Below are 7,000 nucleotides of genomic sequence, written 5' to 3' on the forward strand. Positions count from 1 at the left end.
AGCGTCTGGCTTATCGGTGGTTGCTTGGTCTAGCTGCGAACCACTAGCAAGACACCCTAACCCACCCGTAGCCGCAGCGATTTCCGCCTTCACTAGGTCTTACCGAGGAACGTTGTGCAGGCCGTCCCCGGCACAGTTCAGCGATTTTACTATCTACCTGATAACATCCAACGTAATAGTCGTATGGGTATGGCCCACAGCGAACTTCATTTTGTCCCTCGCAAATCACAAATGTCATCGCTGGCTGGGGTAACACTACCTGCGGCTGTGCGGAAGAGGGTGCATTAGGATCGTAGTTAGTCTCGCATGTCTGAGGCGTCGCTCTTATCAACGCCTGCACTCGAAACATCGGAGTGATCATTAGACGAGTGAATGGTTCGTTCGCGTTCGGTTCGCTTTTCACGAGACCCACTATCCTACCTGAACGATCAAATACAGGTCCGCCGCTCATGCCATTGGAAGCGAGGGCGGTTGTACGATATAAAGAGTTATCTAAAATGCTTGTAACATCACCCTGGACCCGATCAAGCTCGTTTCCTTCTAAGCCTGGCCATCCCGCTGCAACAATACTCTCGAAAACCGAAAGTGATCTACATCCCAATGGAGAAAAAGTATTGACCCCAGCCGACGCCAAATCGGAGCCACTCATTTGCAGAAGGCATGCGTCCGTGGTTTCGCCAGATGAGCAGTCGCTGAGTTCGGCGCGGTACCGTGGGGCATTTGGGCTTCCGAATTGAACGTAAATAAGTTCTCTCGCAGGTTCAAAATCACCGACTACTTGTCGGGCCGTCAGAATAAATCCGTCGCGGCCGATTGCAAACCCCGACCCGTATTTTCGGGCCTGATCTGTTGCTGTAACAACTATCGAAATCCTTGCGACTGCTCGGATCTCATTCTCAGACTGAGCGTGCATCAACGCCGGGAAACCGAACATGCAGATGATGGCGATAAGACAGCGGACCATCGAGCACCAACCTCTCAAAGACCGACTCATTCAAGTTCATTTTTTATTAGAAGCCCAAATATACTCATTAGAACGGCTGTTTGCTGCCGTCTTAGCAAGTATAAGAGTTAGCGCGTCTGTAACGCTATGTATCTCGCCAGCCTCTTCATCACTGATTTGGATTCTAAATTCCTCTTCTGACGCCATCACGAGTTCGACAACGTCGAGTGAATCAATATTCAAGTCGTCTACAAAACGCGTTTCCAGAGTAACTTTATTCTCGTGGATGCCCATATGTTGGCTGACTAATTCGATCAGTCGATGACTAATCTCAGCAAAATTCGTTCGCACATCCTGCACTCGTGAGCCGCGGTTGCCATGAGAGTAGGCGGGTTCAGCCGTTACTGCAGGGGACGGGGTGCTTTTTGCAGGAGTAAGCACGCATAGACGCAATGCGAAGACTGCCCCCGGCGAACGTCGAGCATACTTTTGCATTAATTCCTCATTGAATTACCTCGAACGCTGAGCGGTCAATCGAACCAGCACTGAGTTGATGGCGAGCCGTCGCCGGGCCTAAACAATCGCGCTGCGTGTACGTTTAAATTTACACAATCTGCAACGTTTTACAACTAAATTCTAATTTAGGTAAACGTCTCCCACTCCCATTACACGTGAGGCCGCCGCCTCATCGCGTTCTCTCGCGTACTGCGCGTGATCATCACGGTGCAGTGCGGGACATATCATTCCGTCACGCGCATACGGGCCCGTAGCGAGCGATGCGGGCGTTCTCGGTCGCGTTCAATCGGACTTGCCTTTGCGGTTGCGCTCCTGGAGTAATTTCCCATAGCGACGCCGCATATCGTCGACGGATACGCCCCCATTGATCCAGAGTTTCAATAGGGCCTCCGATATTGTCGATGTCCGGCGTTGGCCAGTGCAATCATTGACTCTGCGCTTTGCCCATCGGAAAAGTATGCAGGGTTAAAGAGGGACCAAATTCATGGCAGACGAAATCAAACCGGTCGACGACGCAGTTGTTGCCGAAACGACCACCCCGATCGAAGTGGCCGCACCGAAGAAGCGCGGTCCGCGGGCGAAGAAGGTTGCTTCGGACGTGGCGTCGGAAGAGACAGATGCCTCGCCGAAGGTCAAGAGAGGTAGGAAGCCCAAGGCAGCGCCGGCTGACCTGAAGGTCGCCGAGCAGTCCAAGGCCGGTTCCAAGACCCGGGCCAAAGGCATTGTCAAGACCACCGCAAAACACTCTGCACCAACATCGCCCGCGAAAGCACCGGTTCCGGTGTTGGACGACATTGCCGATCTTCTTCAGCTCGAAGAAGAGAATGCGCGGCTGCGCAAGGCGCTTAGTGAAAAACTGCGGACGGAGAATGCCGATCTGCGCAAGCGGCTCGGGCTTGCCTGAGACTTCCCTGTAAGGTCGATCGCTTCGGCGATCGGCCTTCGTCATCCCATCTCAAGGACCGGGCCGCAAAGCCCGGGGTGACGAGGCATTATGAAATCACCATGGAAGTTTCTGCGTGATCTGGCGTATCGAGGGACGGCTACCGAGCCTGCAAGCGCGCCCGACATCGAGACCAGAACACCGGAAGAAGTCCCGGCCGCCGCCGTCGAAGCGCCAATAGCCACGATCGATCAGGCCGCTGCGCAGACAGCTGTCGTGGCGAATGAACCGGCAAATGATCGGCCCCTCGACGCACCGTTCGAAACGGTGGGCGGTAACGCGCCCTCGACTGGCCGCGCTGATCAGGCTCAGGCCCGCGTTGAAGAAAATCCGTCCGAAGGCACACCAATCAAGCGGCCAACACGGCGCAAACGATCGATCGCCCGGAATGTTGCGCCGGCCGCGCGTGCCGAGTATGGAACTGCAAACGCCCATGTTCCTGCGCCGCCGATGACCTTTTCTGAAGAGGTTCTGGCCCTGGACGAGGATATTCGACAACTGAGGCGGCAATTGACAGAAAAACTGTCTTTGCAGAACGCCCAACTCAAAAAGATGCTTGAGCGGTTTTGATGCGCCGTGCCTCGCCAACCGCTCATGGCCCTTGGACACCAATGAGACAACAGCAGCGAAAGTTTATCGTCGAATTTAAGTCGCCCCGCCGCCGTTCGGCAGTCCGGCCAGCCTCTATCTGGGGCGATACCGATCTGAAAGCGCTTGCGCGCGAGGCGGAGAGTGATGCACCACACTTGTTTGCAGTCGCCGGCCGACCGGTAGACCTTTCTTCGCAGCAGGCTACCGAAGAACGTGTTGAAGCCACCCCGGTCGATAACGTCTCGTTCGTAGCCGATCTCGCCGCCGCGGCTGAGGTCACCGTGCTGTCGGAACGCGCTGAAGAGGCTTCAAGCCTGCACGTGATTCCAGTAGCGACGATGGCGCCCCAGCCTTTGAAGCGCCCACGGAAAGCGCGTGTGCGTCCGACACGGCAAACAGCCATGGATGCGCCAAAGCAAGTTGCCGTCGACGATCTTGCCGTGCTCGAAGACGAAAACCGCCGGCTGAAAGGGCTTCTGGTGGCACGGCTGCGACAGGAGAATGCGCAGCTTCGAAGGATGCTCGAACGGTTCATCTGATCGGAGCAAAACGCAGGCGGACTTCAGGCCCGTCCAATCTGAGCGAGCTCGTTGCGACGAGGACGACTATTGCAGACCGCGCCCGATCAAGGCAGGACCCGACCATGACGACAATTGAACTGAACGAACAGCAGGCCCACGATGGGGCGAAACTCTTGCAGGCGATCGCGCATCCGAAGAGGCTGTTGCTGCTGACGGTTCTTGCCGATCGGCGTTTGTCGGCGGGCCGGCTCGCCGCCGCGGTCGGCCTGCCGTCGGGATTGGTCTATAAGCACCTCCATACGCTGGTCGAGAGCGGCCTGCTGCGGGTCAGCGCGAAGTCCGCAGGGATGTGCTTCTCCATTGCTTCTCCAGAGATCGCATTCAAACTCACGGAGATTCAGGCCGTGCTGGCGGCACAGATTCCGGGGAACGTTGCCTGACAGACAACGCGGCAGGAATGTCAGTTCTAAAAAATCCACGCACTTCCCGCCGTCTCCCAGGGTCCCGTTGCCCAACGACCGCAGTCACACCGTTCCGACTGGTCCATCGGCGCACATTCGCTCACACCCGCCGACTAGGGCGCGTCGGAGCCTGTATAGCGGGAAGGTTGCCTAGAATCTCGTCATCAAGGCTTTGCGTTCGACTTCTCCATACATCCGGCTGCCCTGCATCCGACAAAGACGCTCTTGCCATTGAGCGACCGAAGCCGCCGCGACGTGAGATCGAGCGATCGCCCGAGGGTTCGGTAAGGGAAGTGAATGCGTGCAAGCTGTCGCTTCGGGGAAGCCGCCATGACTTCGCTATCCATGACGGTCAGTGTCACTCAGTCACTCAATTACTTCGACTTCACCATCTTCGGGATCTTCCTCGAGATCTCTTCAAGTGTCGCCATAGCCCTGTTCACCTGCGAGAGCGTGGACGTCCGCTCAGGAGCATACCTGACGACGAGATACTGTGTGCTTGAGGAGAGCGTCAACAGGTGCGCCAGGGTGCGTTTGCGCAGGACAAGCCCCGCGGCCACCGCTATTTGCGCCCGCTCGCCAAGATTATGTTGGAGGCTCGTGTCGTGACCGAATCCTTTGGTCAGAAGAAGAGCGTCGAAATAAAGCTCGATGGCGTGAAGGGCCAGCAGTCGTTGCGGAAGGTCGGTGCGCTTGGATGAGGTCTCTCCCAGCTTGACGGCGGCGACTCTGTATTGCGCCGCCAGGCTTAGAAGGTCTCGTGCACTTGCTGTTTCGCGCCGGTCCATCCTGATAAACCTTCCCGTCAGGGTGAAACGTCGTGGTCGTTTTCGACCGCGTCTTCAGCCGTCTTGGCGGACACTCTTGAACTTTGCGTCCCCGTGATACGGATCAGGTCCGTCAACACCCTCCGCAGCTCTGGCCAGGGGGCGTCCTCGAGCTTAAGGCGCGGATCATGGGTGACGATCAGGCAGTGAAGCTTTGCGGTGATTTCGATTACAGAGGAGACTGGCGCGATCAACATCACCCGCCCTAGCACCCCGGCCTGTTCTGCGAGTTCCTGTTCGAGAGCGGCGATCGCACTGTAGCCGAGGCGCTGGTCAGCCTCCTTCCACCGCTTCTGTCGCTCGCGTAGTTCGGCTTGTTGGAAACCGACATCCAACTGCGCAATGCGGTGGAGGGCGGCCAATGAGCGGATTGGGACGGCGCCGTCGTCTCCAGCCATTTCCAGTTCGGAAATCGGCAAAGCGCCGGCGGCCGCCAGCATGTCCGAAGCAAGCCTTTTTCGGAGGAGGGCGGCTCGGAGGCAGTGATGATGGTACGCGTACCAGCGCGGCCACAGCTCCCTGACGGGCGTTGGACCGCTTTCTCTACGCCTGTCGAAATCCGCAATGCGCGCGCTCAGAACGCGGGCGGCCAGGGGCAGGAGGTTACGACGATCGATCCCGTTTGGAAGGTTTTTGGGGGCGTCATCGTCCGCGCCTTTAATTCTACGCGTAATTGCAGGCAAAGTTCTGCTAATCTCAGAATCAGCCATGATCCGAGCTCCCTAAAGCTTGAATTGCGGTCAGGCTACGGACGGTGTCGCAAGCACCGTTCGTGGCCGCTTTGACCATCGCAGTGAGTTTGAATCATCCAGAGATTATGTCAAGGTTATAATGTTGACTTCCGATCAGGTCCGAATGGCGCGGGCTGCTTTGAAGTGGGGTGTCCGAGATCTGGCAAGTCGAGCCAATATCACGGCCGCTACGGTTTCCCGGATTGAGGCTGGGCGCCCAGGGTATTCGGCGACGCTGGAGGCGATACGTATTGCCTTCGAAGCCGCGGGCATCGAGTTCATCCCCGAAAACGGGGGCGGGGCTGGCGTCCGGTTTTCTAAGCCCAAACATCCGCCTCTGGGGACAGTATCCGACTAGCTGCAGTGAGCCTATCCTCATTTGCAGTGCGGGCCTCGCAAGGCTGCGAAGTTTTTTCAACGCGAAAGTTCCTCGCATCGCGCGACGGGTGACCTGATCGTACGTGAGCCCGTGTCATCCGCGCACTTCCTGGTCGGCGCGGCGAATCTCTTTCGCGCGGCTTGTGCCGCCACAATTTTCATGAGGTGAGGGGCCGGGAAGCTCCGCCCCCTTCGCCCCTTCAAGCGCCTGCCGCCCAGCTTCCTCCACTCCACTGACATTGCGTTACGTGCAGCAGGGTCCCCGCGCAGCCGCTTGCACCCCAATCCCCCGCTGTTCCGCACGAGCTCGGAAGCAGGAGCGAAGGGCTCCCGCTTCGCGAGTTCAAGGAAAGGGCAAGGACATGGGCAAGGCAAAGGCAACTGAGACCACCACCGCCGTAAGCGACATCTATGAGCGCATCACCGCGCGCATCGTCGAGCAGCTGGAGGCTGGTACGCGGCCCTGGATGCAGCCATGGGGTGCTGGCGGCACTCCGGTGCGCCCCCTGCGGCACAACGGGGTCGCTTATCGCGGCATCAACACGGTTTTGCTCTGGATGACGGCGGCCGAGCGCGGCTATAGCTCGAGCTTCTGGATGACATTTCGGCAGGCGCAGGAACTCGGCGGCAGTGTGCGCAAGGGCGAGAAATCCACCCTCGTTGTCTATGCTAACGCGATCGAGCGCAAGGAGACGGACGAAGAAGGGGCGGAAATTGAACGCCGCATCCCGTTCATGAGGGGCTACAATGTGTTCAATGCCGACCAGATCGACGGGCTGCCGCCGCACTACACCGCACCCGACGTCCAGCCGAGCGACGCCGAGAATAAGCAGCGCATCGAAGCCGCCGATCGGTTCTTCGCCAATCTCAGCGCCGACATCCGCCATGGCGGCAACAGAGCGTTCTATCATCCGGTTGGCGACTTCATTCAAGTGCCCGTCTTCGAGGCTTTCGTTTCGGCCGAAGCTCATGCGGCGACCCTTGGGCACGAATGCATCCATTATGCCGGGTTCCGGATTATGCCGCGCCGGTGTCCGAAGGCTAGCAATAACCCCAGCTACCGGCGCGGCCAGTCGGCATAATCAGAGC

The 7,000-nt window shown here is 58.0% G+C and carries 10 protein-coding genes; 6 read left to right on the forward strand and 4 right to left on the reverse strand.

The window, feature by feature from the left end; genetic code table 11:
- Positions 1-43: 43 nt before the first annotated feature.
- Together ACIQUG_RS32490 and acpP are read right to left on the reverse strand one after the other, a co-directional pair.
- Positions 44-994 (reverse strand): serine protease, encoded by a 951-nt coding sequence (locus ACIQUG_RS32490; RefSeq protein WP_402326423.1) that lies wholly within the window; start codon positions 992-994, stop codon positions 44-46.
- Between the two features lie 6 nt (positions 995-1,000).
- Positions 1,001-1,438: an acyl carrier protein gene (gene acpP, locus ACIQUG_RS32495; protein WP_402326424.1), complete on the reverse strand. Its 438-nt coding sequence runs from the start codon at positions 1,436-1,438 to the stop codon at positions 1,001-1,003.
- A gap of 505 nt (positions 1,439-1,943) precedes the next feature.
- Between acpP and ACIQUG_RS32500 the strand changes: the two genes are divergently transcribed.
- From ACIQUG_RS32500 to ACIQUG_RS32515, 4 genes are all read left to right on the forward strand, one after another.
- The gene (locus tag ACIQUG_RS32500; RefSeq protein WP_402326425.1) at positions 1,944-2,363 is read left to right on the forward strand and encodes a SyrB-like regulator; all 420 of its coding nucleotides are present in this window, start codon (positions 1,944-1,946) and stop codon (positions 2,361-2,363) included.
- Positions 2,364-2,453: 90 nt separating this feature from the next.
- Positions 2,454-2,972, forward strand: coding sequence for a hypothetical protein (locus tag ACIQUG_RS32505; RefSeq protein ID WP_402326427.1), 519 nt, complete (start codon positions 2,454-2,456; stop codon positions 2,970-2,972).
- 41 nt (positions 2,973-3,013) lie between these two features.
- Positions 3,014-3,532, forward strand: a complete 519-nt coding sequence (locus ACIQUG_RS32510) for a hypothetical protein (protein ID WP_402326428.1) — start codon at positions 3,014-3,016, stop codon at positions 3,530-3,532.
- A 104-nt stretch (positions 3,533-3,636) separates the two neighbouring features.
- Positions 3,637-3,954 carry a helix-turn-helix domain-containing protein gene (locus ACIQUG_RS32515; RefSeq protein WP_402326429.1) on the forward strand — a complete coding sequence of 106 codons (318 nt, stop codon included), beginning with the start codon at positions 3,637-3,639 and terminating at the stop codon, positions 3,952-3,954.
- A 395-nt stretch (positions 3,955-4,349) separates the two neighbouring features.
- Here the strand turns inward: ACIQUG_RS32515 and ACIQUG_RS32520 are convergent, their stop codons facing one another.
- On the reverse strand, positions 4,350-4,763 hold the full coding sequence (locus ACIQUG_RS32520; protein ID WP_402326431.1) for a hypothetical protein: 414 nt from the start codon (positions 4,761-4,763) through the stop codon (positions 4,350-4,352).
- A 17-nt stretch (positions 4,764-4,780) separates the two neighbouring features.
- Complete coding sequence (locus ACIQUG_RS32525; RefSeq protein WP_402326433.1) at positions 4,781-5,512, reverse strand: hypothetical protein; 732 nt, start codon at positions 5,510-5,512, stop codon at positions 4,781-4,783.
- A gap of 145 nt (positions 5,513-5,657) precedes the next feature.
- Here ACIQUG_RS32525 and ACIQUG_RS32530 point away from each other — a divergent pair, with 145 nt between their 5' ends.
- Both ACIQUG_RS32530 and ACIQUG_RS32535 read left to right on the forward strand, forming a co-directional pair.
- Positions 5,658-5,891, forward strand: a complete 234-nt coding sequence (locus ACIQUG_RS32530) for a helix-turn-helix transcriptional regulator (RefSeq protein ID WP_090301184.1) — start codon at positions 5,658-5,660, stop codon at positions 5,889-5,891.
- Positions 5,892-6,273: 382 nt separating this feature from the next.
- On the forward strand, positions 6,274-6,993 hold the full coding sequence (locus tag ACIQUG_RS32535) for an ArdC family protein (protein WP_402326434.1): 720 nt from the start codon (positions 6,274-6,276) through the stop codon (positions 6,991-6,993).
- The last annotated feature ends 7 nt before the right edge of the window (positions 6,994-7,000 follow it).

This window comes from Ensifer sp. NPDC090286 (assembly GCF_044769565.1).
GTDB lineage: Bacteria > Pseudomonadota > Alphaproteobacteria > Rhizobiales > Rhizobiaceae > Ensifer.